This is a genomic window from Pseudoroseicyclus sp. CXY001, from assembly GCF_041714655.1.
Lineage (GTDB): Bacteria > Pseudomonadota > Alphaproteobacteria > Rhodobacterales > Rhodobacteraceae > Pseudoroseicyclus_A.
The window spans coordinates 1871110-1897616 of the sequence record NZ_CP168219.1 but is presented as its reverse complement, the minus strand read 5'-3'; the positions used below and the strand labels follow the sequence as shown (position 1 = coordinate 1897616).

Below are 26507 nucleotides of genomic sequence, written 5' to 3'. Positions count from 1 at the left end.
CTACTCCGGGCTTGCGGCGGAGGGAAGCGCCCCCGCCCAGTCGATGGGCGCCTCGCCGCGCGCCTCGAGCCAGGCGTTGACGCGGCTGAAGGGGCGAGAGCCGAAGAAGCCGCGTCGCGCCGAGAGGGGCGAGGGATGAGGGCTCTCAAGGATCAGGTGGGCCCCCGGGCGGATGCAGGCGGCGCCGAGCGCCTGCGCGGGCTTGCCCCAGAGGAGGAAGGCGGTGGGGCGCAAGGAGACCTCCGTCACCACCTGCCGGACGAGCGGCAGCCAGCCGAGCCGTGTATGGCCGCCGGTAGTGCCGGCGGGCACGGTGAGGGCGGTGTTGAGGAGCATCACGCCCTGCGCCACCCAGGGGCGGAGGTCGCCGGTCGGCGGAGCCGCCTGAACATCGGCCTCCAACTCCTTGAAGATGTTCGAAAGGGAGCGGGGCAGGGGGCGGACGTCCGGTTCCACCGAGAAGGCATGGCCATGGGCATGGCCGGGGGTCGGATAGGGATCCTGCCCGAGGATGAGGACGCGCACCTCCTCTGGCCGGAGCGCCTGGAGCGCCGCGAAGATCCGGGGCTCCGGCGGCAGGATCTGCCGCTCCTCCGCGGCCAGCGCGGCTTCCACGGCGGGCCAACCGTCACGCCAGAAGGGCAGCGCCTCCCAGCCCGGAACCTCGGGCGTCACGTGCCGGAGGTGAGCCGGGCGAGGCCCTCGACCTTGCCCCGCGCCGCGCCGGAATCGATGCTTTCCGCCGCGATTTCAGCGCCCTCGGAGAGAGAGCTCGCCTTGCCGGCGATGAGGAGGGCGGCGGCGGCATTCATCAGGACGGCGTCGCGGTAGGCGCTCTTCTGCCCGTCCAGCAGCGCGCGGAAGGCGACGGCATTCTCCTCGGGCGTGCCGCCGATGATGTCCCTGAACGGATGCTCCGGCAGGCCGGCATCTTCGGGATGCACCTCCATCGAGGTGATCTTGCCGTTGGCCAGCGCGGCGACGGAGGTCGGGCCCGAGATCGAGATCTCGTCCGTCCCGTCGGCGCCATGGACGAGCCAGGCGGCCTCGCTGCCGAGCTCCTGCAGCGTCTCGGCCATCGGGAAGATCAGGTCGATCGCGAAGGCGCCGGTGAGCTGGCGCTTCACCCCGGCGGGATTCGTGAGCGGCCCCAATATGTTGAAGATCGTCTTTATGCCGAGCTCGGCGCGGACGGGCCCGACATGGCGCATTGCGGGATGATGGAGAGGCGCCATCAGGAAGGCGATGCCGATCTCGTCGAGCGCGCGCTGCATCACCTCCGGCCCGGCCATCACGTCGATGCCCATCGCGCCCTGCACATCCGCCGTGCCGCTCTTGGACGAGAGGTTGCGGTTGCCGTGCTTGGCGACCGGCACTCCGGCGCCGGCCACGACGAAGGCCGTGGCGGTGGAGATGTTGAGCGTGTGCTTGCCGTCGCCGCCGGTGCCGACGATGTCCATCGCGCCCTCGGGCGCGGTGACGGCCACGCAGCGGTCGCGCATCGCCTGGGCCGCGGCGGCATATTCCGAGACGCTTTCGCCCCGCGCCCGCATCGCCATCAGGAAGCCGCCGATCTGCGCCGGGGTCGCGGCGCCCTCGAAGAGCATGGCGAAGGCCTCCTCCGCCTGGGCGCGGGAGAGCGGGCCTTCGGAGGCGGCGTAGATCAGGCGTTTCATCGCGTCGTTCATGCCGGCACCTCGGCGCTCGCGGCGGCCATGTCGAGGAAATTCCTCAGCATCTGGTGGCCATGCTCCGAGCGGATGCTCTCGGGGTGGAACTGCACGCCGTGGATCGGCAGGGAGCGGTGCCGCAGGCCCATGATCGTGCCGTCCTCCAGCTCGGCGGTGACCTCGAGCACCTCCGGCAGGCTCTCACGTTCGACCACCAGCGAATGGTAGCGCGTGGCGAGGAAGGGCGAGGGCAGGCCGGCGAAGATGCCGGTGCCGCTATGCGTGACCCGGCCCATCTTGCCGTGCACGATCTCGTGGCAGCGCACCACCTTGCCGCCGAAGGCCTGGCCGATGGTCTGGTGGCCGAGGCAGACGCCGAGGAGCGGCGTGCCCGTCTCGGCCGCGGCCTCAGTCAGCGCCAGGCAGATGCCGGCCTGCGAGGGGTCGCAAGGGCCGGGGGAGAGCACGATCGCCGAGGGGCGCATCGCCATCGCCTCCTGCACGTCCAGCTTGTCATTGCGGCGAACAGTCACCTCCGCCCCGAGCTCGCCCAGGTAATGGACGAGGTTGTAGGTGAAGCTGTCGTAATTATCGATGAGCAGGAGCATCCAAGGGTCCGGAAATTCTGGTCTGGCCCGGGGGCGGGCCCAAGCGCTAAGGTCGGGCCAAGATGGCCCCGGGGCCGGCACGGCGTCAAGCCGCGCGCCGGATTCGGTCGGCCGATAATCGGGCAGGAGGCAGCTTTGTTGCGCGGCGTACTTTCGGGGGTGGTGTTCGGGCTTCTCGTCGGCGGCGGGACGCTTGTCGTCGCCTCGCTCGCGGCGCCACAGCCGCCCGGCAACACCCCGCCCGCCGCGCCAGAGGTGACGGCACCCGCCGGCGCCGCGGCCCCCGAGGCCGACGAGGCGCCCCAGACCCCGGCGGAGGCCGAGGCCGTGCCGGAGGTGGATGCCCCCGCCGCGCCCGGCAGCGTCGCGCCCGAGGCCGCGCCCGAGGCCGATGTCGCCGCCGCCGTGCCCCAGGCCGGCGGGCTCGAGGCCGAGGCGCTGAGCGCCGGCAGCGGCGCGGAGGAATCGCCGGAGGCGCCCGCCACCGGTGCCGCGCCGGAGCGGGTGGCCACGCCCGAGCTTGGCACCGCCGCCGGGGCCGAGGGCGGGCTCGACGCCGAAAGCGCCACGCCGCCCAGCCCCGCCGCGCTACCCGATGCCGCCGTCAGCGATGCGGCGCCCGCCGCGCCGGCAACGCCCGACATGGGCGCCGAGCCGGCAGGGATCGACGCGCTGCCGGGTGGGGATGCCGGCCCCGAAGCCGGGGCCCCCGGGCTCGATGCGCCGGACCTGCCGGCCCTGCCGGGCGAGGAGGCGGCGCCGGAGATCGCCAGCGCCCCGGCCCCCGCCCTCGGCGAGGCGCCGGCCCCCGCCGCCCTCGGCGCGCCCGAGGCGGGGAGCCTCCCCGAAGGCGAGCCCGCCGAGGAGAGCCCCGTCCTCCCCAATCCGCAGAGCGCCCCGCCCGCCGCGCCGGCGCTGGAAGCGGAGCCGGAGGTGGCGGAGCCTGCCGAGCTGCCGGACATGGCGCTGCCAGAGCCGGATGATGCGCCGGAGCAGACGGCGGACGCCCCCCAGGTCATCGCCCGCACCGGAACCGGCGGCGGGTTGCCCGGCGCCTCATCCGGGCCGCCGGTGCTCCGCCTCGGCGATGCGGAGGCGGAGGACGAGGTGCTCGTCGCGCCCGTCCCCGAGGAGGGCGCGCTCTCTGCCTATGCGGCGCCGTTTGAAGGCAGTGACCTGCCACTTCTCACCGTGCTTCTCTTCGACGACGGCAGCCTGCCGCCCTCGGCGCTCGGCGAGATCGAGATGCCGCTGACGGTGCTCATCGACCCCAGCCGCCCCGATGCCGGCGCCGCCGCTACAGCCTGGCGCGCCGCCGGATACGAGGTCGCCGCCATCGCGCGGCTGCCCGCGGGCGCGACGCCGCAGGATGTCGAAGTGGCGCTCGAGGCCGTCTTCGGCGCGCTGCCCGAGGCGGTGGCGCTGGTCGATGCCGGCGGGCTCACGGCCCGCGAGCCGGTGGCCGAGCAGACGATGGCGCGCCTCGCCGCCGACGGCCGCGGCTTCGTGGCGCTCGACGAGGGGCTCGGCACGGCGCGGCGCGAGGCGGAGGCGGCGGATGTGCCCTCCGCCGCGATCTACCGCGACCTCGATGCCGAGGGGCAGGACGCGCGGGTGATCCGCCGCTTCCTCGACCAGGCGGCGTTTCAGGCGCGGAACGGCGGTGGCGTGGTGCTGCTGGCGCGGCTCCGCCCCGACACGATCTCGGCGCTGTCGCTCTGGGAGACGGCGAACCGCGCGGCGCAGGTGAGCTTCGCGCCGCTCTCGGCGGTGTTGCTCGGGGAGTAGGGCGGGGCGCCCACGGGGGCGGCACGCGTAGGGTGGGTTTTCAACCCACCGTCTCTCCCTCACCCGGGCACGACGATGCCGCGCGGGGTGAGCGCCGGCTTGGGGGTTAGCGCTCCTGCCGGTTCCGTGGGGCGCTTTATGGTGCAACCACCTCCCACCTTACCGTCGCGCCCAGCCTCACCAGAGCGCCAGCCCGCGGGACGGGCCGGCGCTCGCCCTGCGCCGTTCCGGCGCGTACCGGGCGGGGGCGAGCCCCGCGCCACGCCCACCTCACCCCGGCGCCGTCTCCAGCGCCCCGATGGCCAGCGCCTTCAGCTCGCGCAGGAGCTTGCGCCGCATGGCCTCCTCGAAATCCTCCCAGCCGAGCGCGGCCTCGACGAAGGCATCCGGCCCCCGGATGACATAGGCGCGGAAATAGGCCGTGAGCTGCTTGATATCCGCCATGTCCTGATCGCTAGCGATGGCGGTGCCGCCGATGGCGAGGGCGTTGACCGTGATCCCCTCCGGCACCGTTATGTCCTGCGGCCGGGGGCCGGTGTTGTTGTTGCCGTCGCCGGAGAGGTCGAGCGTCCGCTGCCAGCAATCCTGCGGCTCGAGCGCCGCCGCGCCCCAGCCCATCGCCGTGCCGAGCGCCGTCGTCGGCGCCGTGCCGACGCGGGGCGTGGCTTGCAGCACCGCCGCGGCGGAGAGGACATCGGCCTCGGTGCGCAGCGCCGTCCAGGGCAGGAGCACCCGCTGCGCCGCCGGCCCGCTCCACTCATAGACCATGAGCCGCACCTCGGGGCCCGGCTCCGTCAGGCGGGCGATCACCTCGGGCGAAGCGAGCGCCCCGGCCAGCCCGCCGAGCTGCAGCCGGTATTCCTCGGCATCGACTGAGCCCGAGACGTCGAGCCCGATGGCCAGCGCCTGTCGGCAGGCGGCCTCCGCCGCGCCGGGGAGCGCGAGCGCCAGTGCGAGCGCGAGACGCCTCACCCGGGGCCGCCCCCGGGCATGTCCAGCGCGCCCAGGGCCATCGCCCGGAGCTCGCGCTCCAGCTTCACCCGCATGGCGCGCTCGTAATCGTCGAAGCCCTCGGCGGCGATGACGAAGGCGCCAGGGCCGCGGATGACCTCGCGGAGGTAATGGGTATAGACGTCCTCCACCTCGCCGGCGCCATTCACGCCGCCCTCGATCACCAGCCCGTTCACCGTGACGCCCTCCAGAGGAAAGACCCGGTAGGCGGTGCTTGGCGGGTAGCTGTCGTTGTGCACGCCGTCGCCGGAGAGGTCGATGACCGCCCGCGTGCAGGCCGGCGCCTCCGACAGCATCCGCGAGGCAAAGCCCAGGGCGGCGCCGATGGAGGTGGGGAACTCGTCATCGTGGCGGCGGGAGGCGGTGATGGCGGCGGCGGCGTCCAGAAGGTCTTCCTCCGTCTCGATCAGCCGCCAGTCGAGCATCACGTCGTGGTTCACGCGGCCCGACCATTCGAAGGCGGCGATGGCGACCGGCGGCTCGCCGGAGCCGAAGAGCGCCTCCTGGACGCCGTCCGACAGAAGCGCCGCCGCCAGCCCCTGGCGCTGCAGCAGATCCTCCCGCTGATCGACCGAGGCCGAGACGTCGAGCCCGAGGACGAGCGCGAGGCGGCAGGCATGGGCAGGGGCGGCAGGGAATAGAGCGGCCGCGAATGTCGCGGCCGCGAAGGGAAGGTGGGCGGCGCCCCGCCTCACCAGTGCCCGGTGTTCTCCATCGAGGCCCAGGGCTCGGCCGGCGCCTTGCGCTCGCCGTTCTGCAGAAGCTCGATGGAGATGTTATCCGGCGAGCGCACGAAGGCCATGTGCCCGTCGCGCGGCGGCCGGTTGATGGTGACGCCGGCATCCATCAGCGTCTGGCAGGTGGCGTAGATGTCGTCGACGCCATAGGCGAGATGGCCGAAATGGCGGCTGTCGTCGGGCAGGGCGTCATCGCCGTCCCAATTGTAGGTCAGCTCGATCGGCGCCTCTTCCTGGCCGGGGGCGGCCATGAAGATCAGCGAGAAGCGGCCGCCCTCGTTGTCGATGCGGCGCGTCTCTTCGAGGCCGAGAAGCCGGTAGAAGGCCATGGAGACCTCGAGGTCTTTGACGCGAACCATGGTGTGCAGATAGCGAAGGGACATGGGGTCTCCCGAAAGGTGAGGTTTGGGGCGAGTCTATCAGGCAGGGCGAGGGCGTCCATCACAACTCCGCGCGGCCGCGGGGTGACGATGCGGGACGGGCTGGCCGGGCGCTTGGACGTCCGCATGGAAATCGCCGGTGGAAGCCGTGTGGCCTCCGCGGGCGCAGGACGGCCCCCGGGTCAGAACGCCGAAGAGAAGGAGATCCCGAGCCGCATGTCGTCGCGCTCGAAGAACTCGACATTCGACCAGGTGTGCGAGGCCTCGATCGTCACCCGGGGCGTGAAGCCGTAGATCTCGTATTTCGGCAGGTCGAGCGACAGATAGGCGCGGCCGCGCAGGTCGCCGCGCTCGCCGCGGGCATAGATCGTGTCGTCGAAGCGGCGCGCGTCGAGCGAGGCGCCGAAGCTGACGCCCGTCGGCCCCAGAAGGCCGATGCCGCTCAGAGGCTCCTCGAGGTCGTAATCCGCCCCGATGGTCAGCCCGTCGTAGCCGCGGTCGGGCTCGCTCGTCATCGCAGAGCTGAACCCGTAGGTCAGCGACAGCCGCCCGATCTCGCCCGGAGCGAAGCTCTGGCGGGCGCGAAGGCCGAGCTGCCAGTAATCCTCGATCCCGTCCTCCATCAGGTATTCGGCGGTGAAGGAGAGGGTCAGCGCGCTGTTCTCCAGCACATATTGCCGGTCATGCCCGAGGCGGAGGAACTGGCGGAGCGGATCGCCCCCGTACCACATCTGCCCGATGGCGGCGGAATAGGTGAGCTGGCGGGGGCCGCTTTCCGGCGCCACGACATGGGTGAAGCCGACGCTGATCGCCGAGTCGGAGAAATCGGAGCCATTCACATCCGGCGCCTGACGCTGGGCCTGGGGGCTCAGCGCATAGGTGCGCCCCTGCGCCTGCAGGTTGAAGGTCGTGCGCGTCCGTTCGCTCTCGGCGAGGCGGTAGGCGATATTGGCGGCGCCGTTGACCTCCAGCCCCGACAGCGGCCGCGCGTCGCCCGAGAGCACGAAGTCGATGCCGGGCAGAAGTGGCAGCTCGATCGTCTCCGCCTCCGAGCCGCCGTTGACGTTCTGCGTCGGCGTCAGGCCGAAGCCGAAGGAGAGCGACAGGGGATTGGCGGCGCGGAGCGCCTGGTAATCCTGCTCCAGCGCCCGGCGCGCCTCGACATCGGGGACGTAGGGCGTCGCCCTGCGGAGCCAGAGCTGCGCCCAGGTCGGATGGCCCGACTGCGCCTCGGCCAGCGCCGTCAGCCGTGCGGCCTGGAAGCGGAGCCGGTCTTCCTCCGTCGCGCGGAAGGCGGCCCGTCCGGCGCGCGCCGCGATCTCGGGATGGCCTAGAACGAGCGCGGCCTCGGCCTTCACATAGAGCCCGATGTCATCCGCCGGATCCCGCTCCAGGAGGAGCTGGGCGAGGCGGAGCGCCTCGGGCACGTTCCCCTCGCGCAGAAGCTGCACGGCCACGGCGCGCAGCTCTTCGGGCGTAAGTGTCACGCCCTGCGCTGCCCCGGCGAGGGGCCAGAGCGCGACGAGCAAGGCGGCAAACAGGGCTTTCATCGGTACAGTATGAATCCGCCGGTTTCCTGGGCATTGTTGTTCTCGAAGCGCGGGTCGGCGCTTTCGATCACGAACACGCCCACCAGCTCGTCGGGCCCGTCGCCGGCGAGGATTGCGTAGTAGCTGCCTTCCTCGTAGGTCACAAGTTCGCCCGCGTCGTTATAGGCGCGCGAGAAGATGCCATTGGTCAATTCGCCGTCATCGCTCATCGTGCCGGGGCCGACGACGAAGCGCAGGTCGGGCAGGAAGATGCGGCCGCCGTCGACATTGTGGTCGTTCGTCAGCGGGATCGGGTCGCCGGTGATGTCGAAGAGCTCGCGGTTGTAGACCCGGCCGCGCACGCCGTTGCCGGCGTTGAAATCCTCGAAATCGATGGCGACCTCCATGTCGCCGCGGGTGAATTCCAGCCCCTCGTCCTCCGAATAGGTGCGGATCCCGGCGTAATCGCCGGTGAACTGCGCCTGGCCGGAGGTCGGCAGGGTCACATCGCCGTTGCGCAGGTAGATGAAGCCGCCGAAGCCGTATTCCAGATAGGAGCCCGTGCGCACGATGGCGAACTGCGTCGAGGGCAGGATCTCGCCGTCGACGCGCACGTTGTTGCGGCTGGCGCCGTAGAGGGCGCGGTAGGTGAACTGGTCGATCAGCGCGCCGGTCTGGCTGTCGCGGACCGTCTCGACCCCGTCGAAGACGCCGTAGCCGCCGAGCGTGTCGAGATCGCGGCCGCGGCGGTAGCGGTTGAAGCCGTCGAAGGCGAGGTTGTCGACGACGAAGCTGTCGTTCTCGGCATTGTAGCGGGCGTTCTGCACATAGCCGCCGCCCTGCTCGTTCTCTTCCTCGTAGCGGGTGATGCCCCGGCCGCGGCTGGGGTCATTCGTGCCCGGGGGGAGCGTGCCGGTGAGCGAGCCCTCGTCATTGGTGCCTTCGACCTCGCCATCGCCCTCCGATTGCGTCGGCGACTCGCCGCCCGGCTCCTCGAAGAAGGGCTGGCCGTCGCCACAGGCGGCCAGAAGCGCCAGAAGCGCGGCGGAAAGTGCCAGTTTTCGCATGTATCCGTGCCTCGTGCTTCGGCGAGGGTGCCTGCTCTTCGCGCCATCATCCGGCCCGCTCCGGTGCCTGTCAACAAAGGAGCGGGGAAGCTTTTCGCCCAATCGGCGCTTTCGCCACGGGGGTGGCCATATATAGTGGGGGCGGGATTTTCAGACGCGAGTGACAGTGATGAGCCTGAGTGACAGCGAGCGCGCCGAGATCGAGGCGCAACGGGCCGAAAGCCGGCCGACCCTCCGCGCGGTATCGGAGGGGATGGAGGCGCATCTCTACCGCGCCCATCCGGTGCTCGACCACGGGATGGTGCGCGTCGTCGACTACATGGGCGACGACGCGGCGATCTGCCAGGCGGCGCGGGTCAGCTACGGGCGGGGCACCAAGAGCGTGCAGAACGACGAGGGGCTGATCCGCTACCTGATGCGGCACTGGCATTCGACGCCCTTCGAGATGTGCGAGGTGAAGCTGCATGTGAAGCTGCCCGTCTTCGTCGCCCGGCAATGGATCCGCCACCGCACGGCCAATGTGAACGAGTATTCTGCCCGCTATTCGATCCTCGACCGGGAGTTCTACATCCCCGAGCCCGACGCGCTCGCCGCCCAGTCGGTCGTCAACAACCAGGGCCGCGGCGAGGCGCTGTCAGGTGAGGAGGCCGCCCGCGTGCTCGACTGGCTCAGGGCCGATGCGGGGCGGGCCTATGACCATTACGAGGCGATGATCTCCCAGGACGGCCAGCAGGGGCTGGCGCGAGAACTCGCCCGGATGAACCTGCCGGCGAATATCTACACGCAATGGTACTGGAAGGTGGACCTCCACAACCTCTTCCATTTCCTGAGGCTGAGGGCGGATGCCCATGCGCAATACGAGATCCGCGTCTATGCGGAGGCGATCTGTGATATCGTGAAGGACTGGGTGCCGGCGGCCTATGCGGCCTTCGAGGATTACCGGATGGGCGGGGTGCAGCTCTCGGCGAAGGGAGTGGCTTGCCTGAAGCGGATGCTGGGGGGAGAAGAGGTGAGCCAGGAGACCAGCGGGATGAGCAAGGGGGAATGGCGGGAGTTCTGGGAGGTTTGGGGTGGGTGAAGAAAAGAAGAAACTGCCTGATAAGTTACCCGCCTCTGCGCGGGGCAAAGTGGGCCGTGCGGCTCTCAACACCCTAGGGGCCGTTCCGTTCGCGGGAGGGCTCTTTTCCGCAGCTGCTGGATTTTGGGGCGAGCGTGAGGAAGAGAAGGTTAATGAGTTCCTTCGAAGCTGGATAGAAATGCTTCGAGACGAGGTTGCTGAGAAAGAGCGCACGATCCTAGAGATCATGGCAAGGTTGGACGTACATGACGAAAAAATTCAAGAACGAATAACAGAGCCAAGCTTCCAGTCGTTAATCAAAAAGAGCTTCAGGGATTGGCCGGTGGCCGAAAGCGAGGATAAGAGAATCTATCTCAGAAACCTGCTGTCAAATGCGGCCTCGGCCAAACTTGTCGGGGACGACGTCGTCAGGCTTTTTGTGGACTGGCTTCGAATCTACTCCAATTTTCACTTTCAAGTTATCGCAGCAATTTACAACTCTGCGGGCATTTCTCGAGGGGAAATATGGGACAAGATCGGCAAAGACCGGGTTCCGGAGAACTCGGCTGATGCAGACCTCTTCAAGCTACTGGTTCGAGACCTATCCACAGGTTCGGTAATAAGGCAATACCGTCCGACAGATGGATATGGCAACTTTTTAAAGAACCCAAGCAGAAAAGGTGGTCGCGACTCAACTACACTAAAGTCTGCATTTGATCGGGAGGAAGGTTACGAGCTCACTGCATTGGGTCAGCAATTTGTCCACTACGCTATGACCGAGTTGCCTCCAAAATTGGAGTTCCAAGCGAAATCACCTTAGAAGGGAAAATCCAGTACTCGGCTTAAACTTCGTGAGAATCTTGCTTGAAAAAACGTCCCTAACTGGCCTTTTCGTGCCCTGTTTCCCCTCGAACCAAACACAAGATATCGCATCGTCTGTGATTTCTTCCACAGTCATCACCGGCCCGCCGGATTTCAACTGCACCCTGTCACCAACTGAAAGTTCTTCGGCCACATCTTCACCTCTCTTGTAGCTTTTCGCTGATTCGATGTTGTCAGTCGCGACGAGCTTTTCAAGTGGCGTGAATACTTTTTCATTTGCAGTGTGAATTTGCTCAACGATATTTGGCTCCCGCGCCACCGCCAGCTCCCACGTCTTCTGCAGGTTCATCCAGAACTCCGCACTCGTCTCCAGCGCCTCGGCCAGGCGCAGCGCCGTGTCGCCGGTGATCCCGCGCCGGCCCCGGACGATTTCCGTCACCCGGTTGGGCGGCACGCCGATCCGGCGGGCGAGGGCGGCGGCGGAAATCTCCAGCGGGCCGAGGAACTCCTCGGCCAGCACTTCACCCGGATGCACTGGGGCCAGACGTTCAATGGTAGTCGCAGAGCTCGACGTCATGGACCTCTCCATTCTCCCACCGGAAGCAGATCCGGTACTGATCGTTGACGCGGATGGAATACTGCCCGGCGCGGTCGCCGCGCAGCGCCTCCAGCCGGTTGCCGGGCGGCACGCGCAGGTCGTCGAGCACATGCGCCGCGTCGATCATCGCCAGCTTGCGCAGGGCCACACGCTCCACCGCCTGAAACCGGCGGACGCGCTCGCGGGCGGCGAGCCGTTGCGTTTCCCTGTCCGCGAAGCTGCGTATCATCCGTCGTACGACCTGCGTACTAATTTAGGATGAAGCGGCCTGCCGGTCAATGGAGTTGGCCTCCCGGGCGGAGGCCGCCCCCCTCACACCTTTTTCAGATTCCCCGCCATCTGCCGTCCGTCCCGCCCGTCGATCAGCTCGAACTCGACCTGCTGGTTGTCCGCGAGCCCGGTGAGGCCGCTCTGTTCCACGGCGGAGATGTGGACGAAGATGTCCCGTCCGCCGCCCTCCGGTTCGATGAACCCATACCCCTTGGTGGTGTTGAACCACTTCACGGAGCCCTTCGGCATGTCCTTCTCCTTCACGTGCCGCTGGCGCTGCGGCAGGCCGGGGCGGGGGCCCTTCGGGGCCGGCTGGCCCCTCCCGCCCGTATGGTCCAGAATTGGCCAATGCCTGCAAAAGGCAAATGACAACGCGGCCCCGGCGCGCCGGGCGGCCGCGTTTGCCCATGAAGGAGGCAGCAGATGCGATTTTTCGGGCTGGCCGCGTGCGACACCTGCCGCCGCGCGCGGAAGGAACTGGCCGCCGCGGGCCGCGACGCGGAGGTGATCGACATCCGCGAGGCGGGGATCCCGCCGGATCTGGCGGCCGAGATGGTGGCGGCGCTGGGGCCGGGCGTCGTCAACCGCGCCTCCACCACCTGGCGGGGCCTGACGGAGGAGGAGCGGGCGCAGCCGCCCGAGGCGCTGCTCACCGCCCATCCGCTCCTCATGAAGCGCCCGGTGATCGAGGCGGGCGGGCGCTGGTCGATGGGCTGGAAAGACGAGGCGCGGGCGCGCGCGCTCGGGGAATAGGGGCGCCGCGGGGAAGGGCGGCCCGGTTTTCCCCTCTTGGAGCGGCCGCCCCCGGGCCCTAGATCGAGACCTGAAAGGAGCACCTTCATGCGCAACGCTGCTCTCGTCCTCGGCATCATCGCCGGGCTCATCGGCCTTCTCGTCGGGCTCTTCGGCTTCGGTTGGACGGAGCTGACCCGGGTTCACCCCGAGGCGGCGCGGTTCCTCGATTTCGAGAACGAGGGTCTGGTGCGGGCGGCCTCGATCCTCGCGCCCGTCCTCGCCATCGCCGGCGGTGCCATGGCCCGGGCGCTGGCGCTCTGGGGCGGGGTGCTCCTCCTTTTCTCCGCCGCGCTTCTCTATGCCGGTTTCGGCTTCAACGTGGCGACGCTCTTCCCCATCACCATGGCCGCCCTCGCCGGCGTGCTCGCCATCGCGGCCGGCAAGCCCGACGAGGAAAAGGCGCATTTCTAGCCGCCGAGGCGGCGCGCCAACAGCCTGTCGAGGCTGAGCGCCCCCGCGCCCTTGAAGAGAAGGACCGCGACGCAGAGCCCCCAGAGCGCCCGCTGATCGGCGATGAGCGAGCCCGGATCGCGGTCGAACAAGCGGCCGATGGTGGCAGAATCCGCCCCGTGGCCGATGATGTCGGTGAGGCTCTGGACGGCGATGAAGGCCATCATGCCGAGCGCGGCGGGCCGCGTGGCGAGGCCGAGGAGGATCAGCGCCGGCAGGACGAATTCCGCCAGCGTGCCGGCGGTGGTGACCGCCCAGGGCCAGGCGCCGAGCGCGGACGGGTCGTAGCCCGCCGCTTCGAGCTGGCGCGGAAATATCTGCGCATAGGCGCCGGCGGAGGGGTGGAGCCATCCGAAGATCCCGGGGCCGGTCTTGGTGAGCGCCGATTTCCAGAAATAGGTGAGCAGCACCCCGGCGAAGGTGAGCCGCGCCAGAAGCGGCAGCGCCTCCTCGCCGATCCGGCCGAGGTGCGCCTGCGTGCGGGTGAGGGCAGGGACCATCAGGCGAGCTCCGAGAGGGCGCCGGAGGTGAGGAGGAGCCGGAGGAGCCCCGGCAGCGCCTCCGGCGCAAGCGCGGCGGCAGTGCCGAGCGGCGCGCCCTCCATGTGAGCCCTGAGCGCGGGCAGGGCCGTCTCGGGCACGACATGCGGCGCCGGGTCGAAGCCGGGGCGGGTGACGAGCGCCGCCTCGGGGCCGGGGGCGGGCTTGGGCCCCCCGTGATGCGCCGCCCAGATCGAGACGATGGGATGCGCGGAGGTCACCAGCCGCGTGGCCGGGGCGAAGCGGAGCCGGAGCGCCGGTAGCCGGGCCTCTGGGAATGCCGCCAGCGCGTCGGGCCCGACCGGGGCGGCGTCGGCGGCGTGGTAGCTCTCGCGGAGCGCCATCTCCAGCCGGGCGACATCGGCCAGATAGGGCAGGGTGGCGGCGGGCGGGAAGCCGGCGATGAACTCCGGGAAGGCCGCGCCATAGAGACGCATGACGGGGCTCTGAGGCGGCGAGACCCGCGCGAAGGCGCCGGCCATGGCATGGAAGAACGCCTCTCCGACCAGCGCCTGGGTGACAGGGAAGCCGGCCGCGAGCGCCTCCCTCAGCGCCACGGCGACATTGTTGCGATAGACGTCGAACCGCCGCCCGGCGGGGCCGCCCTGGCCGTCCGTCAGGCCGGGGGGCGGCGGGGCCGTGGGGTCGAGGAGGGCGGTGGGGAAGCCCTGTGCCTTGGCATCGGCGTCGGAGGGGGGCTGTCTGCCCCCCGTCTCCTTCGGCGTCGTCATCGCGCTCGAACCGGTGGCGCTGCGATGACGACCCCCCGAAGATTTTCCGCGAGCAAAGACAGGGGGGCCCGGCTCATGCCGGGGCCACGTCGAGCGCGGCTTCGGCGCGGGAGGCTTCGAGCGCCAGCGTCGGCCAGTCGGGGATGTCATTGTCCCATTCGATGAGGATGGGGCGGGGGCCGGCGCGCTCGAGCGCGTAGTCGAGCAGTGTCCAGACCGGGTCGGCGACCTCGCGGCCATGGCTGTCGATGAGGAGCGGGCGCCCCGCGTCATCCTCCGCCTCGTCATGGCCGCCGAGATGGATCTCGCCGACCTCCGCGAGCGGGAAGGCATCGAGATAGGCGCGGGGGGAGGTGCCGAGATTGGTGGCCGAGATGAAGACATTGTTGATGTCGAGGAGGAGCCCGCAGCCGGTGCGGCGGGCGATCTCGGCGAGGAAGGCCGGCTCCTCCCAGGTGCTCTCGGCGAAGGCGAGATAGGAGGAGGGGTTCTCCAGCAGCATCGGGCGGCCGAGCGCCTCCTGCACCTGGCTCACATGGGCGCAGACCCGGGCGAGGGTCGCGTCCGTATAGGGCAGAGGGAGGAGGTCGTCGAAATAGGCGCTCTCATGCGTCGACCAGGCGAGGTGTTCCGAGAAGCTCGCCGGCTCCAGCCAGTCGCAGAGCTGCCTCAGCCGGGCGAGGTGAGCGTCATCGAGCGGCCCCGCGCCGCCGATGGAGAGGCCGACGCCATGGACGGAGATGGGGAAGCGCTCGCGAAGGGCGCGGAGCTGCGCGAGTGGGCGGCCGCCCTCGCCCATGTAGTTCTCGGCATGGATCTCGAGCCATTCGACCGGGGCGGGGTCTTCAAGGATCGCGGCGTAATGCTGCGGCTTGTAGCCGACGCCTGGGGCGGCGGGCAGGCGGGGCGCGGCGGCGCTTGCGTCGAGCATGTTACGGGTCCTCCCCGGGGCATGGCTGAAAGATGGTGCGGGGTGGCTGGTTCGGCCACCCCGGGCGGCCGGATTTACGCCGGCAGGTCGCGTTCGAGCGGCTCAAGCGAGCCCATGCGGGGGGAGCCGTCGGCCATGGTCGGCAGCATCATCTCCTCGCAGGTGCCGGAGGGCACCAGCGTCCAGGCGTTGCCCTGATAGTCGATGGTGGAGGTGCCGGCGCAGGTGGTGCCGGGGCCGGCCGCGCAATCGTTCTCGCCCGCGAGGCTGACGCCGTAGCATTTCACCTGTTCCTGGGCGGTGGCGGCGCCGGCGAGGCCGGCGAGCGCGGTGCCGACGGCGGAGGCGACGAGAAGGCTGGTCTTGGTGATGGTCATCTTTGGTCTCCCGATGTTGGCCGGGGCCGGGCGGCCCCATGCTCCTCTCTTCGGGAGGCGGGCCGCCGGCGTTACCGCCTTCACGCATCGGTGACCATCTGGCGCTTTTCGCCCTGCCGCGTGTAACATTTCCCCGAAGCGCGGCGAAGGGGAGGGCATGGGCGCGGAGCGCGACAGACGGTGGAGCGAGCTCCTCCGCGCCGCCAACCGCGGCGACGGAGCGGCCTATGCTGCCTTCCTGACCGAGGTCGCGCCGGTGATCCGCACCGTGGTGGCGGGGCGCGGCCGGAGCCTCGGCGCCGAGGTGGAGGATGTCGTGCAGGAGGTGCTGATCGCGCTTCATACCAAGCGCCACACCTGGCGCGAGAGCGAGCCGGTCGCCCCCTGGCTCTACGCCATCGCCCGCTACAAGACGCTGGATGCGGCGCGGGCCGGGCGGCGACGTGGGCAGATGAGCCCGCTGGACGAGGCGGCCGAGCCCGCCGACGAGCGGCTCCCCGAGCCCGGCGCGGCCGGCGACGTGGCGCGGCTCCTGGCCCGGCTCGGCGGCGGCGAGGGCGGCCGGGCGGCGCGGATCGTGCGCGCCCTCGGCATCGAGGGGCGGAGCGCCGCCGAGGTGGCGGCGCGCGAGGGAATGAGCGAGGGCGCCGTGCGCGTCGCCTATCACCGCGCCATGGCCGAGCTGAAGGCCGGTGCCGGTGCAACCGAGAGAGAGCCATGACGACCGAGGAGCTGATCGCGGAACTGTCGAAGAGGCCCGCCGGCGCAAAGCCGCCGGCGCCGATGGGCCGTGCGCTGGCGCTGGGGCTCGCCGCCGGGCTGGCGGTGAGCGTGGCACTCTTCCTCGCGGTGCTCGGGCCGCGGCCGGGGCTGTTGGGGCTCTGGGCCGATCCGCTCATCGCCGCGAAAACGCTGATGCCGCTCGCCGCCGCGTGCCTCGCGCTGACCGCGCTTTTGCCCTCCGTCCGCCCCGGCGCGGCGCTCGGGGCGGGGGCACGGGCGCTCTGGCTTGTGCCGGCGCTGGCGGCGGGGCTCTTCGCGCTCGCCTTTGCCGGGCTGGCGCCGGGTGAGCGGCTCGCCACCTTCATCGGCCATTCGATCCAGGTCTGCCTGCCGGCGATCTCGCTTCTGTCGCTGCCGCTCACCGCGGGGATCGTGGCGGCGCTCCGCCGCGGCGCGCCGGAGCATCCGGCCCGCGCCGGGGCGCTGGCCGGGCTGGTGGCGGGCGGGCTCGCCGCGGCGGTCTATTCGACCTTCTGCACCGAGGATTCCCCGGTGTTCTATGCCGTCTGGTATTCCTGCGGCATCGGCATCGCCACCGGGCTCGGCGCGCTGGCCGGCGCCCGGTGGCTGCGCTGGTAGGCCGCCTGTCAGCAGCGGTAGGCCGCGTCCTCGACATTGACGCGCTGCGTCGTCACGCCCCCCGCGCCGGAGGTCACGCGGACGATATAAGTCTGCGAGGGGGACGACATGTCGTAGCTGAGCGTCATGCCATCCGTCGTCCGCCGCTGCTCGGCGGGGATATTGGCCGTGTAGATCGTCTGCGTATTCGTGGTGCCCTGTTGGCCATAGGCATAAGTCGCGCCTGTCGTGGTGCGGGCGACGCCGGCGCCGCTGCTGGTGCCCACCCGGGCATCCTCGAAGGCATAGGTGCTGGAATTCTCGAAGGTGAAGCGGATCTGCGCGATGCCGGTGGCGGCACTCGCCTCGACACGCAGCCGTTCGGTGCCGCCGCGCGGCACGATCACCGCGTCTGCAGAGCCGCTCCCTCCGGGGCATCCGCGCGCCGCGACGCCGGCGCCGGGCACGTTGCTGCTGAGCGCCATGAAAGGCCCGCCGGAGGCGTAGCTCAGCGTCACCTGAGGGGCATCCTCGCCGGTGGAAGAGGGGCCCGTGTCGCAGCCTGCAAACAGGGCGACGGCGGATATGGCGGCGATGGCAGCAAACGTTCTCATTTCAAGGGTTCCCTTAGAATCGACATGGAATGATGAGCAAAGCCTGCACCCGCAGGCCGCGCGCTGTCGACACTTTTAGGTAACCTTGGGGAAGGGGCGCCCGCCAGGGGCACCCCTCCTGCCTATTCCGCGGCGATGGCCGTGGCCGCGAGGTCGGGCGGCGTCACCTCGGCGGCGAGCGCCGTGATGGCCTCCTCGCGGGAGGCGGTCGAGGTCGCCTTTTCGCCGAGCCGGCGGATGGAGACGCTCTTCTCCTCGACCTCGCGCAGGCCGACGGCGAAGATCACCGGCACCTTGGCCAGCGAATGCTCGCGGACCTTGTAGTTGATCTTTTCGTTGCGGATGTCGGCCTCGGCGCGGATGCCCGCCGCCTTCAGCTTCTCCACCGTCTCGAGCACGTAAGCATCGCAATCCGACACGATGGAGGCGACGACGACCTGCGTCGGCGCCAGCCAGAGCGGCAGCTTGCCGGCATGTTCCTCGATGAGGATGCCGATGAAGCGTTCGAAGGAGCCGACGATGGCGCGGTGCAGCATCACCGGGCGGTGCTTGGCGCCGTCCTGGCCGATATAGGTGGCGTCGAGCCGCTCGGGCAGGACGAAATCCACCTGGAACGTCCCGCATTGCCAGTCGCGTCCAATGGCATCCGTCAGCACGAATTCGAGCTTCGGCCCGTAGAAGGCGCCCTCGCCGGGGTTGAGCTCGACATCGTTGGTGACCTTGCGCGTCGCGTCGAGGAGGGCCTTCTCGGCCTTGTCCCAGATCTCGTCACTGCCGGCGCGGACGTCGGGCCGGTCGGAGAACTTGATCTTGTAGGTCGGGAAGCCGAGGTCGCGGTAGATGCCGGAGAGCATCGAGATGAACCGCTCGCATTCGGCGGCGATGTCCTTCTCTTCGCAGAAGATATGCGCATCGTCCTGCTTGAAGCCGCGCACCCGCATGATGCCGTGAAGCGCGCCCGAGGGCTCGTAGCGGTGGCAGGCGCCGAACTCGGCCATGCGCAGCGGCAGGTCGCGGTAGGACTTCAGCCCGTGGTTGAAGATCTGCACGTGGCAGGGGCAGTTCATCGGCTTCAGCGCGTTGATGCGCTTCTCGCGCGCATGTTCCTCGTCGACCTCGACGATGAACATGTTCTCCTGATACTTCTCCCAGTGGCCGGAGGCCTCCCAGAGCTTGCGGTCGACCACCTCGGGCGTGTTCACCTCGACATAGCCGCCCGCCTTCTGGCGGCGGCGGACGAAGGCCTGCAGCTCGGTGTAGATCGTCCAGCCGCGCGGATGCCAGAAGACCTGGCCCGGCGCCTCCTCCTGCATGTGGAAAAGGTCCATCTCGCGGCCCAGCTTGCGGTGGTCGCGCTTGGCGGCCTCCTCCAGCATCGTCAGATGCGCCTTGAGGTCGTCGCGGTTGCGGAAGGCCACGCCGTAGATGCGCTGGAGCTGCGGGCGCGTGCTGTCGCCGCGCCAATAGGCTCCGGCGATGGACATGAGCTTGAACGCATCCGCCGGCACCTGCCCGGTGTTCTGCAGATGGGGCCCGCGGCAGAGATCCTGCCAGTCGCCATGCCAGTACATGCGGATCTGCTGATCCTCGGGGATCGCCTCGACCAGCTCGACCTTGTAGGGCTCGCCGGCCGCCTCGTAGTGGGCGAGCGCCCGGGCGCGGTCCCAGACCTCCGTCCGGACCGGCTCCCGGGCGTTGATGATCTCCTTCATCTTCGCCTCGATGGCGCCGAGATCCTCGGGCGTGAAGGGCTCGGCCCGGTCGAAATCGTAGTACCAACCATGGGCGATCACCGGGCCGATGGTGACCTGCACATCGGGCCAGAGCTCCTGCACGGCGCGGGCCATGATATGGGCGAGGTCATGCCGGATGAGCTCCAGCGCCTCGGCATCGTCCTTCATCGTGTGGATGGTGATCTCGCCGGAGCGCTCCAGCGGCCATTGCAGATCCCAGTGCTGGCCATCGAGCGCCGCCGAGATGGCGCGCTTGGCGAGAGAGGGGGCAATGCTCTGGGCGACCTCGGCCGGCGTCGTGCCGGCGGGATAGTCGCGGCTGGAGCCATCGGGGAAGGTCAGGGAAATATCGGCCATGGGCCTCTCTCCTCGTCGGTTCGGCGCCTACGAAGCGCCCGGTTGCGGGTCTATGTCGTGGCGCTGACATGGCCCGGGGCGGCGGCGAGGTCAAGCCGGCGCGTGGCCGCGGGGCGTGCAGGCCGGGCGCCGAAAGGATTTGCCGGGGGCAGGGGGCGGGGCGTAGGCTCGGCATCGTTTCAGTCAGGGAGATCGGGATGACATCCTCTTATCTTTCGGGGTCTGCGGCCCCCCTTCTCGGGGCCGGGCTCCTGGCCCTTGCGGGTTGCTCAGCGGCGCCGCTCGAGCCGCTCGACGTGACCGGCATCGCCCAGGCGGGGGCCATCGTCGCCGGGCTCGACGAGCGGCTCGAAGAGGCGCGCCCCCTGCGGGCGGACGATCTGCCGACCTCCGGCACCGCAGAGATGGAGGGCCTCGCCATCATCGGCGATCCGGCGCTGGACGATGCGCCGGCGGCCGTCGGCGGCCTTGCCATGCGGCTCGACTTCGCCGCCGAGCGGCTGGAGGGCGAGGCGGCACATTTCATCGACGTGGACAATCGCGAGGTGGAGGGCGAGCTCAGCTTCCTCGCGACCAGCATCCGCGATGACGGGTTCACCGCGCAGATGCCGACACATGCCGAGGGCACGCTGACCCGGCAGGGCAACGTGCTCGACATCGATACCTGGCTTCCGGTGTCGCTCTTCGAGGATGCCGACGGCGAGATCCTCGTCCTCGGCCAGCGCGGCTTCGACGGGCCCTCGCTCTATACCGGGGAGGAGGCGCGGCTCTCCGTCGGCATCTTCGCCGGCGAATAGCGCGGGTGGACAGGCGCCGCGCCCCGGGCCATGACCCGGGGCATGGATCATCTCGACACGCCCCGCGGCCGGCGCCTGGCCTATCACCTCACCCCCGGCGACAGCTCGCTCGATGCGCCGGCCATCGTCTTCCTCGGCGGCTTCCGCTCCGACATGGAGGGCACGAAGGCGCTCTTCCTCGAGGATTGGGCCCGCGAGCAGGGCCGCGCCTTCCTGCGCTTCGACTATTCCGGCCACGGCAGCTCGTCGGGCACCTTCGAGGAGGGTGCCATCGGCGACTGGGCCGAGGATGCCGCCGCCGCCATCGCGCTTCTCGACGGGCCGCTCGTGCTCGTCGGCTCCTCCATGGGCGGCTGGATCTCGCTTCTCCTCTCGCGGTCGCAGCCGGAGCGGGTGGCAGGCCTCGTCACCATCGCCGCGGCGCCCGACTTCACGGAAGAGATGTGGGAGAGCTTCACGGAGGCCCAGCGCACCGAGCTGACCGAGGCGGGGCTGACGCACCGCCCGTCGGATTACGGCGATCCCTATCCGATCTCCCGCCGGCTGATCGAGGAGGGGCGGCAGCATCTGGTGATGACCGATCCCCTGACCCTCACGATGCCGGTGCGGATGCTGCAGGGCACGGCGGATGCGGATGTTCCCCAGGCCCGCGCGCTCCAGCTCCTCGCCCATGCCGAGGGGCCGGACATCCGCCTGACGCTGGTCAAGGGGGCGGACCACCGCTTCTCGACGCCGGAGTGCCTGCGGCTGATCGTCCGGGCCGTCGCCGAGGCCTCCTGACCTGTCGCTCCCTCGCTGGACCCCGGGCGCCGCCCGTGCGAGGGGCAGGGTGGCACGACCCGTTCCGGGGTGCCGGATGACCAATGACAAGGATCCCTCATGCGCTATTCCCTCGCCGCCCTCCTGACCCTCGCCGCCGCCCCGGCCTTCGCCCATGTCGATCCGGGCGAGCATGGCTCGCTCCTCGCCGGCGTGACCCATCCGCTCTTCGGGCTCGATCATGTGCTCGCCATGGTGGCCGTGGGGCTCTGGGGCGTTCTCATCAGCCGCCGGGCAATTTGGGCGCTGCCCGCGAGTTTCGTCGGCGCGATGGTGGCCGGCTATGCGCTCGCCATGGCCGGTCTGCCGCTGCCGGTGGTGGAGCCGATGATCCTCGCCTCGACGGTGGTCCTCGGCCTCGTCGTGGCGCTGGCGCTCCGCACCGATCTGCGCATCGCCTGCGGCATCTGCGCCTTCTTCGGGCTCTTCCACGGCCATGCGCATGGGGCGGAACTGGGGGAGGCCGGCGCCCTGGCCTTCGGGCTCGGCTTCATCGCCGCCACCGCGGCGCTCCATGCCGCCGGCGCCATCCTTGGCCTCGCCCTCGCGCGCCTCGGCCCCTATGCCTCGCGCGCCATCGGGCTGGTGACGGCCGGGCTCGGCCTCTCGATCATCTTCTGAAGGCAAAAGGGGCGGGGAAACCCCCGCGCCCCTTTCATCTGGCCGAAAATACCTCGGAGGTGTGGAGGCAGAGCCTCCACCCGGCCCAACGGGCCGGCCCCCCTCTCAAACCGCCGTCGCGCCGTCCTTGCGCGCCGGTTCCGGCTCGTTCCCCTCGTCGCTCGTCTCGTTCACGGCCACGATGCGCGGCCAGGGCCGCGGCTTCGCCGCCGGCGCGCCGGCATTGGCGTCGATGAACTTCAGGACCAGCGGCCGGATGTTGTGGCGCCAGGACTTGCCGGCGAAGATGCCGTAATGCCCGGCGCCCGGCTCCAGATGCGCGGCCTTCTTCTCGCGGGGCAGGCCGGTCAAGAGGTCGAGCGCCGCGTAGCACTGGCCGGGGGCGGAGATGTCATCCTCCTCGCCCTCGACGACCTTCACGGCGACCGTGGTGATCTTGCCGATGTCGACCGGCTTGCCGGCGACGGTGAAGGCGTTCCGCGCCACTTCGCGGTTCTTGAAGATCCGCTCGACGGTGGAGAGGTAGAACTCCGCCGTCATGTCCATCACCGCCAGATATTCGTCGTAGAAGACGTTGTGGCGGTCGTTGTCCTCCGCCTCGCCCTTGGCGGCGCGGACGATCTGGTTCTGGAAGGCCTCGGCATGGGTCTCGGCATTCATCGAGATGAAGGAGGCGAGCTGAAGGAGCCCCGGATAGACGAGCCGCCCCACGCCCGCATATTTGAAGCCGACCTGCTGGATGGCGCCCTGCTCGAGCTGGCCCATGGTGACGGAGCGGCCGAAGTCGGTGACCTCGGTGTGGTTCGCCTCCGGGTCGATCGGGCCGCCGATCAGAGTCAGCGTACGCGGCTGCGCCTCCGGCTCCTCCTCCGCCAGATAGGCGGTGGCGGCCAGCGTCAGCGGCGCGGGCTGGCAGATGGCGATAACGTGAAGATCGGCGCCGAGCGCGCGCATGAACTCCACGAGATAGAGCGTGTAATCCTCGACATCGAACTTGCCCTCCGACACCGGAATGTCACGGGCATTATGCCAATCGGTGACGAAGACCTCGCAATCGGGCAGGAGCGAGATAACTGTCTTGCGCAGGAGGGTGGCGTAATGGCCCGACATCGGCGCGACAAGCAGCACCCGCCGTGCCTTGGGCGCGCGGCCCGGGACTTTGAAATGGACGAGATCGCCGAAGGGCTTCTCGACCATCTTCATGATGCGCACTGTATGGTCGCGCCCGTCCTCGCCGGCGAAGGTGGGAATGCCCCAGGCGGGCTTCTCGACCATCCGTCCGAAGCTGCGCTCCGTCACCGCGCCCCAGGCCTTCAGCCAGGGCGCCATCGGATGGGCGGCCATGGCGGGATAGGAGCCGATGGCCTCCGCCGTCGCGCCCAACCACTGGTTGGTGTTGCGCATGGTCTCCATGAAGTCATAGGTGAACATGTTCTTCATCAGACCCTCCGGTGGTCCGCCGAAATCCTGCCTGCGATCCCGCACCAGGACGGCCGCGGGACTCGCGATGCTGCAGGTGCAAAGTAGGGCCGAAGCGTTAACATGTCTACGGAAGAGACCGATAACCGCGCAGAATCGCAAACGAACCGTAAACGGCTCGAGGAAAATCTCGTCCGGATCGAGGCGCTGACGACACGGTTTCTCGCCGCCATCTCGCAGGCGCGGCAGGTGCCGCAGGGGCTCGCCGGCCCGGGGCCGGAGCTCTATGCCCGCGCCGCCACCGCCTGGTGGCAGACGGCGATGCATGACCCTGCGAAGCTGATCGAGGGGCAGATCGGCTGGTGGGGCGAGACGCTGAAGCACTACGCCGAGATGCAGGCGAGCCTCGCCCGGGGCGAGCTCCTGCCCGCCGCAAGGCCGGAGGGCGCGGCGGCGGAGGGCAGGCCCGACAAGCGGTTCACCAACCCGCTCTGGGACAGCCACCCCTGGTTTCACACCATCAAGGAGCAATACCTCGCCAATGCCGCCGCCATTGCCTCCGCCGTCGAGGCGCTGGAGCTGGAGTCGGCGGAGAAGCGGCGGTTGAGCTATTTCTCCCGCGCCATGGTCGATCTCATGGCGCCCACGAACTTCCTCGCCACCAATCCCGACGCGCTCGAACGCGCGCTCGCGACCGAGGGGCAGAGCCTCGTCGATGGGCTGGAGAACCTCGTGGCGGATCTGGAGGCGAATGCGGGCGATCTCATCGTCTCGCTCGCCGACAAGCAGGCCTTCGAGGTCGGGCGCAACCTGGCGACCAGCCCCGGCGAGGTCGTCTACCGAAACCGGCTCTTCGAGCTGATCCAGTACGCGCCCTCGACGGAAGAGGTCCGCAAGACCCCGCTCGTCATCTTCCCGCCCTGGATCAACAAGTTCTACATTCTCGACCTCACCGAGCGGAACAGCTTCATCCGCTGGGTCGTGGCGCAGGGCTATACGGTCTTCGTCGTCTCCTGGGTGAACCCGGAGCCGGGATTCAAGGAGACCGGCCTCCTCGACTATATCGAGGAGGGCTACCTGACGGCCATGCGCGAGGCCCGCGCCATCTGCGGCACGAAGAGCGTCAACGCCATCGGCTATTGCATCGGCGGCACGACCCTGTCGCTGGCCCTCGCCCTTCTCAAGAAGCGCGGCGAGAAGCTCGTGAAGGCGGCGACCTTCTTCACGACGATGACGGATTTCTCCGATCAGGGAGAGATGGGCGTCTTCCTCAACGACGATTTCGTCGATGCCATCGAGGCGGAGGCCGCCCGCACCGGCATCATGGACAAGTTCTACATGGCGCGGACCTTCTCGTTCCTGCGCGCCTCCGACCTCATCTACCGCCCCGCGATCCGCAGCTACATGATGGGCGAGGCGCCGCCCGCCTTCGACCTGCTCTACTGGAACGGCGACGGCACCAACCTGCCGGCGAAGATGGCGACCGAGTATCTGCGCGGCCTCTGCCAGCAGGATCTCTTCGCGACGACAGGCCTGCCGCTCGGGGATGAGCGGCTGCATATCTCCGACGTCACCGTGCCGCTCTGCTCCATCGCCTGCGAGACGGATCACATCGCCGCCTGGCGCGCCTGCTACGAGGGCGTCCGGCAATATGGCGCGAAGGACAAGACCTTCATCCTGTCGGAGAGCGGCCATATCGCCGGCATCGTAAATCCGCCGTCGAAGAAGAAATACGGCCATTACACGGGCGGCCCGCTCGATGGCTCCGCCGAGGCGTGGAAGGCCGGGGCGGACCGGAGCGACGGCTCCTGGTGGCCGCTCTGGGAGGCCTGGCTGCGCGAACGCTCGGGCAAGAAGGTCCCCGCCCGGACCCCTGGTGATTCGGCTCATCCGAGCCTCGGCCCGGCGCCCGGGACCTATGTGCTCCCGGCTCCGGCGGGGCAGGGAACGGGGCAGGGGGTGGGCTAAGCCCCTGAATTTCTGCCGCAACGGAACTTCCTTTTGCTGCACTGCAGAAAAAGCTTGAAATGCTGCACTGCAGCATCCATATTCCTGCCATGGCGAGAGGGCGCCCCGAAGGCCTGCCCCGCCGACAGAATGGAAGGATCGAAGCCATGGCCTACACGCCGAGCACGCCCGACTACACCGCCGCCTTCAAGGACATGATGTCCATGTTCCCGATGGACACGAAGGCCGTCGAGACCATGTTCAAGTCGCAATCCGCGCTTGCCGAGAAGATGTCCCACGTCGCCATCGACGCCGCGCTGAAATCCAGCGATCTCTCGGCGAAATGGACGCAGGAGACGCTCGGGAAGCTCTCCGAGATGACCCGCGCCAAGGACGAGCCGACGGATTATGCCAAGTCGGTCACCGACTTCGCCTCCTCCTCCGCCGAAAGCGCCGCCGAGCACATGGCCGCCTTCGCCGAGATCGCCAAATCGGTGCAGACCGAGACGCTCGAGCTCATGCTCGCCGCCGGCAAGGACATGACCGACGACATGACCACCGCGGCCCGCAAGGCCCAGGGCGCCGCCAGCTCGGCCGCCGAGAACGCCACCTCGTAAGCGTCTGGTAAGCGCCTGGCCCCGGATGCGGGCCGACCGGCTGAGAGACGCTAAGAGACAGGGGCGGGCTGCAGGACATGCAGCTCGCCCTTTCCTTTTCGAATTCGGGGCGTAGACTTTCTTCTGCACTGCAAAATGCCAGGGGAGGGACGCAGAATGGCCGACGCAGGGAAACCTCTGCTCATCAAGCGATATGCCAGCCGGCGCCTCTACAATACCGAGACCAGCGATTACGTGACGCTGGAAGACATCGCCGCCTTCATCCGCGAGGGCCGCGAGGTGCAGATCGTCGATCTGAAATCGGGTGACGACCTGACGCGGCAGTACCTTCTGCAGATCATCGCCGAGCACGAGAGCCGGGGCGAAAGCGTCCTGCCGGTCGATGTGCTGACGGATCTCGTCCGCAGCTACACGAGCCAGGCCTCCTCCGTGGTGCCGCAATTCCTCGCCGCCAGTTTCGAGATGCTCCGCGAGGGGCAGAGCCAGATGATGGAGACGATGACCCGCGCCAATCCCATGGCGCAGATGCCCGGCTTCGAGGCGATGCGCGCCCAGCAGGAGGCCTTCCTGAAGGCCATGGGCGGCATGATGGGGGGCGGCGGCGCGGCCGGCAGCGCTCCCGCGGCCGAGAAGGGCGAGGAAGAGCTGACCGACATCCGCCGCCAGCTCGCCGAGCTTCAGGAGAAGCTCTCGAAGATGAGCTAGGGGGTGGCGGGCTGAAGCCCGCCCTCCGGGGTTCGCCCCCTATGGCGCTCGTGTGATGCCCCGCCTCGTGCGCGGTGGTGGCGCATTGCGGGTGGTGTTCCGTGGTTGCGGCCCGAAAGCCCGCCCTACGGCACGGGGCGTAGGGTGGGTTTGTAACCCACCGCTGGCGCAACGCTC

Annotated in this window: 31 protein-coding genes; 13 read left to right on the top strand and 18 right to left on the bottom strand. The window is 69.2% G+C overall.

The features are described from left to right. From ACAZ03_RS09175 to ACAZ03_RS09165, 3 genes are read right to left on the bottom strand one after another with little or no spacing between them, the layout of a single operon-like run. Entirely contained in the window at window positions 1–675 is a 675-nt protein-coding gene (locus tag ACAZ03_RS09175; protein WP_373352929.1) for a uracil-DNA glycosylase, read from the bottom strand. Beyond that, window positions 672–1688, bottom strand: a complete 1017-nt coding sequence (gene trpD, locus ACAZ03_RS09170) for an anthranilate phosphoribosyltransferase (protein WP_373352927.1) — start codon at window positions 1686–1688, stop codon at window positions 672–674. Before trpD ends, ACAZ03_RS09175 begins: the two co-directional genes overlap by 4 nt. Then, complete coding sequence (locus ACAZ03_RS09165) at window positions 1685–2278, bottom strand: aminodeoxychorismate/anthranilate synthase component II (RefSeq protein WP_373352925.1); 594 nt, start codon at window positions 2276–2278, stop codon at window positions 1685–1687. Before ACAZ03_RS09165 ends, trpD begins: the two co-directional genes overlap by 4 nt. 138 nt (window positions 2279–2416) lie before the next feature. Between ACAZ03_RS09165 and ACAZ03_RS09160 the strand changes: the two genes are divergently transcribed. Beyond that, window positions 2417–4066, top strand: coding sequence for a divergent polysaccharide deacetylase family protein (locus tag ACAZ03_RS09160; protein WP_373352924.1), 1650 nt, complete (start codon window positions 2417–2419; stop codon window positions 4064–4066). Between the two features lie 270 nt (window positions 4067–4336). Here ACAZ03_RS09160 and ACAZ03_RS09155 read toward each other — a convergent pair whose 3' ends face one another. The 5 genes from ACAZ03_RS09155 to ACAZ03_RS09135 all read right to left on the bottom strand — a co-directional run bounded on the left by ACAZ03_RS09155 (window position 4337) and on the right by ACAZ03_RS09135 (window position 8790). Next, window positions 4337–5038 carry a DUF1194 domain-containing protein gene (locus tag ACAZ03_RS09155; RefSeq protein WP_373352923.1) on the bottom strand — a complete coding sequence of 234 codons (702 nt, stop codon included), beginning with the start codon at window positions 5036–5038 and terminating at the stop codon, window positions 4337–4339. Further along, complete coding sequence (locus ACAZ03_RS09150; RefSeq protein ID WP_373352921.1) at window positions 5035–5772, bottom strand: DUF1194 domain-containing protein; 738 nt, start codon at window positions 5770–5772, stop codon at window positions 5035–5037. The genes ACAZ03_RS09155 and ACAZ03_RS09150 overlap by 4 nt, the downstream gene beginning before the upstream one ends. After that, entirely contained in the window at window positions 5769–6197 is a 429-nt protein-coding gene (locus tag ACAZ03_RS09145; protein WP_373352919.1) for a VOC family protein, read from the bottom strand. The genes ACAZ03_RS09150 and ACAZ03_RS09145 overlap by 4 nt, the downstream gene beginning before the upstream one ends. Window positions 6198–6376: 179 nt before the next feature. Continuing rightward, window positions 6377–7744: a hypothetical protein gene (locus ACAZ03_RS09140; protein WP_373352917.1), complete on the bottom strand. Its 1368-nt coding sequence runs from the start codon at window positions 7742–7744 to the stop codon at window positions 6377–6379. Next, entirely contained in the window at window positions 7741–8790 is a 1050-nt protein-coding gene (locus ACAZ03_RS09135) for a hypothetical protein (protein WP_373352915.1), read from the bottom strand. Before ACAZ03_RS09135 ends, ACAZ03_RS09140 begins: the two co-directional genes overlap by 4 nt. A 169-nt stretch (window positions 8791–8959) precedes the next feature. On the opposite strand from ACAZ03_RS09135, the gene thyX reads away from it, so the two are divergent. Then, complete coding sequence (thyX, locus tag ACAZ03_RS09130) at window positions 8960–9868, top strand: FAD-dependent thymidylate synthase (protein WP_373352913.1); 909 nt, start codon at window positions 8960–8962, stop codon at window positions 9866–9868. Beyond that, window positions 9861–10667, top strand: coding sequence for a hypothetical protein (locus ACAZ03_RS09125; RefSeq protein WP_373352911.1), 807 nt, complete (start codon window positions 9861–9863; stop codon window positions 10665–10667). Before thyX ends, ACAZ03_RS09125 begins: the two co-directional genes overlap by 8 nt. Here the strand turns inward: ACAZ03_RS09125 and ACAZ03_RS09120 are convergent. The 3 genes from ACAZ03_RS09120 to ACAZ03_RS09110 form a co-directional block, all read right to left on the bottom strand. Further along, window positions 10659–11246: a HigA family addiction module antitoxin gene (locus tag ACAZ03_RS09120; protein ID WP_373352909.1), complete on the bottom strand. Its 588-nt coding sequence runs from the start codon at window positions 11244–11246 to the stop codon at window positions 10659–10661. The genes ACAZ03_RS09125 and ACAZ03_RS09120 overlap by 9 nt on opposite strands. Beyond that, complete coding sequence (locus ACAZ03_RS09115) at window positions 11218–11496, bottom strand: type II toxin-antitoxin system RelE/ParE family toxin (RefSeq protein WP_373352907.1); 279 nt, start codon at window positions 11494–11496, stop codon at window positions 11218–11220. Before ACAZ03_RS09115 ends, ACAZ03_RS09120 begins: the two co-directional genes overlap by 29 nt. Window positions 11497–11579: 83 nt before the next feature. Beyond that, window positions 11580–11786: a cold-shock protein gene (locus tag ACAZ03_RS09110; RefSeq protein WP_373352905.1), complete on the bottom strand. Its 207-nt coding sequence runs from the start codon at window positions 11784–11786 to the stop codon at window positions 11580–11582. Window positions 11787–11960: 174 nt separating this feature from the next. Here ACAZ03_RS09110 and ACAZ03_RS09105 point away from each other — a divergent pair, with 174 nt between their 5' ends. Then, the gene (locus tag ACAZ03_RS09105) at window positions 11961–12290 is read left to right on the top strand and encodes an arsenate reductase family protein (protein ID WP_373352904.1); all 330 of its coding nucleotides are present in this window, start codon (window positions 11961–11963) and stop codon (window positions 12288–12290) included. 87 nt (window positions 12291–12377) lie between these two features. After that, window positions 12378–12743, top strand: a complete 366-nt coding sequence (locus ACAZ03_RS09100) for a hypothetical protein (protein ID WP_373352902.1) — start codon at window positions 12378–12380, stop codon at window positions 12741–12743. On the opposite strand, the gene ACAZ03_RS09095 is transcribed toward ACAZ03_RS09100, so the two are convergent. The 4 genes from ACAZ03_RS09095 to ACAZ03_RS09080 all read right to left on the bottom strand — a co-directional run bounded on the left by ACAZ03_RS09095 (window position 12740) and on the right by ACAZ03_RS09080 (window position 15360). Next, window positions 12740–13282 carry a DoxX family protein gene (locus ACAZ03_RS09095; protein ID WP_373352900.1) on the bottom strand — a complete coding sequence of 181 codons (543 nt, stop codon included), beginning with the start codon at window positions 13280–13282 and terminating at the stop codon, window positions 12740–12742. The two genes, ACAZ03_RS09100 and ACAZ03_RS09095, sit on opposite strands and share 4 nt — an antisense overlap. Further along, the gene (locus ACAZ03_RS09090; RefSeq protein WP_373352898.1) at window positions 13282–14052 is read right to left on the bottom strand and encodes a DUF2063 domain-containing protein; all 771 of its coding nucleotides are present in this window, start codon (window positions 14050–14052) and stop codon (window positions 13282–13284) included. Before ACAZ03_RS09090 ends, ACAZ03_RS09095 begins: the two co-directional genes overlap by 1 nt. 73 nt (window positions 14053–14125) lie before the next feature. Then, complete coding sequence (locus ACAZ03_RS09085) at window positions 14126–14983, bottom strand: DUF692 family multinuclear iron-containing protein (protein ID WP_373352896.1); 858 nt, start codon at window positions 14981–14983, stop codon at window positions 14126–14128. Window positions 14984–15057: 74 nt separating this feature from the next. Then, window positions 15058–15360 carry a DUF2282 domain-containing protein gene (locus tag ACAZ03_RS09080; protein WP_373352894.1) on the bottom strand — a complete coding sequence of 101 codons (303 nt, stop codon included), beginning with the start codon at window positions 15358–15360 and terminating at the stop codon, window positions 15058–15060. A gap of 157 nt (window positions 15361–15517) precedes the next feature. On the opposite strand from ACAZ03_RS09080, the gene ACAZ03_RS09075 reads away from it, so the two are divergent. Then, window positions 15518–16081, top strand: coding sequence for a sigma-70 family RNA polymerase sigma factor (locus tag ACAZ03_RS09075; protein WP_373352892.1), 564 nt, complete (start codon window positions 15518–15520; stop codon window positions 16079–16081). Then, the gene (locus tag ACAZ03_RS09070; RefSeq protein ID WP_373352890.1) at window positions 16078–16722 is read left to right on the top strand and encodes an NrsF family protein; all 645 of its coding nucleotides are present in this window, start codon (window positions 16078–16080) and stop codon (window positions 16720–16722) included. The genes ACAZ03_RS09075 and ACAZ03_RS09070 overlap by 4 nt, the downstream gene beginning before the upstream one ends. 8 nt (window positions 16723–16730) lie before the next feature. Here ACAZ03_RS09070 and ACAZ03_RS09065 read toward each other — a convergent pair whose 3' ends face one another. Together ACAZ03_RS09065 and thrS are read right to left on the bottom strand one after the other, a co-directional pair. After that, a complete protein-coding gene (locus ACAZ03_RS09065; RefSeq protein WP_373352889.1) occupies window positions 16731–17315 on the bottom strand; it encodes a hypothetical protein in 585 nt (194 codons plus the stop codon). Window positions 17316–17437: 122 nt separating this feature from the next. Next, a complete protein-coding gene (thrS, locus tag ACAZ03_RS09060; protein ID WP_373352887.1) occupies window positions 17438–19405 on the bottom strand; it encodes a threonine--tRNA ligase in 1968 nt (655 codons plus the stop codon). A gap of 197 nt (window positions 19406–19602) precedes the next feature. On the opposite strand from thrS, the gene ACAZ03_RS09055 reads away from it, so the two are divergent. From ACAZ03_RS09055 to ACAZ03_RS09045, 3 genes are all read left to right on the top strand, one after another. Continuing rightward, entirely contained in the window at window positions 19603–20202 is a 600-nt protein-coding gene (locus ACAZ03_RS09055) for a hypothetical protein (protein ID WP_373352885.1), read from the top strand. Window positions 20203–20244: 42 nt separating this feature from the next. Further along, complete coding sequence (locus ACAZ03_RS09050) at window positions 20245–20982, top strand: alpha/beta hydrolase (protein WP_373352883.1); 738 nt, start codon at window positions 20245–20247, stop codon at window positions 20980–20982. A 99-nt stretch (window positions 20983–21081) separates the two neighbouring features. Beyond that, on the top strand, window positions 21082–21642 hold the full coding sequence (locus tag ACAZ03_RS09045; RefSeq protein ID WP_373352881.1) for a HupE/UreJ family protein: 561 nt from the start codon (window positions 21082–21084) through the stop codon (window positions 21640–21642). A 105-nt stretch (window positions 21643–21747) separates the two neighbouring features. Here the strand turns inward: ACAZ03_RS09045 and phaZ are convergent, their stop codons facing one another. Further along, complete coding sequence (gene phaZ / locus ACAZ03_RS09040) at window positions 21748–23082, bottom strand: polyhydroxyalkanoate depolymerase (protein WP_373352880.1); 1335 nt, start codon at window positions 23080–23082, stop codon at window positions 21748–21750. Window positions 23083–23184: 102 nt separating this feature from the next. On the opposite strand from phaZ, the gene phaC reads away from it, so the two are divergent. The 3 genes from phaC to phaR all read left to right on the top strand — a co-directional run bounded on the left by phaC (window position 23185) and on the right by phaR (window position 26330). Next, window positions 23185–25029, top strand: a complete 1845-nt coding sequence (gene phaC, locus ACAZ03_RS09035) for a class I poly(R)-hydroxyalkanoic acid synthase (RefSeq protein ID WP_373352878.1) — start codon at window positions 23185–23187, stop codon at window positions 25027–25029. Window positions 25030–25175: 146 nt separating this feature from the next. Then, window positions 25176–25625: a phasin family protein gene (locus ACAZ03_RS09030; RefSeq protein ID WP_373352877.1), complete on the top strand. Its 450-nt coding sequence runs from the start codon at window positions 25176–25178 to the stop codon at window positions 25623–25625. Between the two features lie 156 nt (window positions 25626–25781). Further along, on the top strand, window positions 25782–26330 hold the full coding sequence (phaR, locus tag ACAZ03_RS09025) for a polyhydroxyalkanoate synthesis repressor PhaR (RefSeq protein ID WP_373352876.1): 549 nt from the start codon (window positions 25782–25784) through the stop codon (window positions 26328–26330). Window positions 26331–26507: the final 177 nt, after the last annotated feature.